This is a genomic window from Winogradskyella sp. SYSU M77433, from assembly GCF_029911945.1.
Classification (GTDB): Bacteria; Bacteroidota; Bacteroidia; order Flavobacteriales; family Flavobacteriaceae; genus Winogradskyella.
The window spans coordinates 1-2,294 of the sequence record NZ_JARYTG010000021.1; the positions used below are offsets into that span (position 1 = coordinate 1).

At 41.6% G+C, this 2,294-nt stretch carries 2 protein-coding genes; both read right to left on the reverse strand.

Features of this window, described 5'->3' with window-relative positions; all coding sequences use genetic code 11:
- Positions 1-8: 8 nt before the first annotated feature.
- Entirely contained in the window at positions 9-1,925 is a 1,917-nt protein-coding gene (locus QGM60_RS18055) for an OmpA family protein (protein WP_281141639.1), read from the reverse strand.
- Between the two features lie 21 nt (positions 1,926-1,946).
- The coding region (locus QGM60_RS18060) for a PorP/SprF family type IX secretion system membrane protein (RefSeq protein ID WP_281141640.1) at positions 1,947-2,294 on the reverse strand (348 nt) is incomplete at its 5' end.

Below are 2,294 nucleotides of genomic sequence, written 5' to 3' on the forward strand. Positions count from 1 at the left end.
AACAAACGTTACTCGTTTTCCTGAGTATTTACGATAATAAATTCAGAACGTCTGTTATCAGCATGCTGTTCTTTAGTACAACCACTAGCACAGTCGATACGCGGTTCAGATTCGCCCATTCCAACACCAGATATACGCGAAGCATCGATACCTTTAGAGATGACATACTGTACGGTAGTCTTAGCTCTTCTGTCCGATAGCGCCATGTTATAGCTATCTGGACCTCTGTTATCAGTATGCGAAGTTGCCTTAATAACCATTTCTGGGTACTTGTTCATCACCTGTACCAGTTTATCCAGTTCAAATGCCGCTTCCGCAGTAATGTTAGACTTATCGAACTCAAAGAAGATAGGGTTTAGCTCCACCTTATCAGCCACGATGATTTTCTCAATAGGATCAAGAGATATCTGTACATTAACCTCTTCTTCACCAGAACCAGCTACAGGCACTTTTTTACTTTCAAAGCCGTCCATAACCACTTCAAGTTCCGTATCTTGCTCACATTCTACCATAAACTCAGCAACACCCTCAGCATTAGTTGTTCTTGATACTACTTTGTTACCCTCAGCATCGAACAAAGATACCGCAGCACCACTTATAGGCTCACGAGTCTTATCATCTAATACCGTAGCAAGAATCATCACATCACACAACGGTTGAAGCTTCTTAACAAAATAGATGTCGTCACTACCTTTTCCACCCTCTCTGTTCGAAGATACAAAGCCTTCTTCTGTTTCCTCATCGATAGTAAAGGCAAAATCATCTGCATTACTGTTCACAGGGATACCTACGTTTCTGATAGGAGTCCATTTACCATCAACTTCCTTGGTATAGAATACATCAAGACCACCCAGTCCCAAGTGACCGTTAGAAGAGAAGTACAGCGTATTGTTGCTGCTAACGTAAGGGAACATTTCTTGTCCCTCTGTATTTATCTTCTGTCCCATGTTAACAGGCTCACCAATGGTACCGTCATCATTTATAGTCGCTTTGTAGATATCAAACCCGCCATAACCATCTGGCATGTTTGAAGCAAAGTATAGTGTGCTACCATCTGGGCTTACCGCAGGATTCTTTACTGAGTAGTTCTCACTGTTAATAGACAAGCTTTCCACAGTATCCCAATCATCACCAAGTTTTGTAGCCTTGAAAAGGTACAGTTGGCTATATCTTACCTTACTCAATGAATCCTTTTCATAATCCTTTTCAAAATAACTTTCTCTAGAGAAGTACATGGTCTTACCATCTGGAGTAAAGGTCACTAAACCTTCATGGTACTTTGTATTGATTTTGTTATTAGCTAATTCCGCAGCTTGGTAGGAACCATCCGAGTTCTTAGTCATTGAGTAGACATCCAAGAAAGGTTGGTCGTTCCATCCATAGGTTTTTCTGCTATTGTTACGTCCAGAGGTTACCCAAAGTTTACCATCGTGTAGCGTACCACCGAAGTCCGACTGCTCCGAGTTGAAGTCCGCATTCTGAAGGTTGAACTTTTTGCCTTGTTCCAAGATTTTAGGCAGGTAGTTAGGGTTAGCCTTGTAAGCCATAGCTCTATCGTCTGAAGGTCTCATAGAAGCAAAGCGTTCCATCTGTTGGTTAGATTCTTCGTACTTACCATTGGCCTTTAGCATCTGAGAATACTTGTACACCACTTCAGGATCATCTGTTTCAGAAGCCTCAAGAGCTTTTGCGTACCAACGCTCAGCCTCTACAGTGTTGAAGATGTTATAGTAACTCTCAGCAAGCCTTCCGTAAACGTAGGCATCGCCCTTTCCTTTTTCGACAAGTTTTGTATAGTCTTCAGCAGCATCCACAAACTCGAACCTGTCAAAGTGCTTGTCTGCTTTTTTGGTGTCCTTGTTCTGAGCAGTTAAGCTTAAACTACCCATCAAGGTAATAAATAAAAGTGTTTTTAAGTTTTTCATAATTGTTATTAGCTTAACTGATTAGAAGTATCTAGGTGAACGAGAGACACGTTTAGGGAAATTAAGGTCGAACAGCAACATAACCTCGTGCGAGGCAGGAGCATAGGCCTTTATATCCGAAGTTACCGCATCGTATGCATAACCGATTCTAAATGCAGGTGATATGGCAAAGTTTACCAATCCAGAGAAAGAATCGTCCAATCTGTATGAAGCCCCGAACTCAAGTTTCTTATAGAAACGTACGTTCAGGTTGGCATCGAAAGATGTCGGAGCATCGAAAGAAGACTTTACCAAGAACGAAGGCTTAAGTTCTGTGTTCTCTGAGAGGTCAAATACATAACCACCAGTTAGGAAGTAGTGCTGACTTTC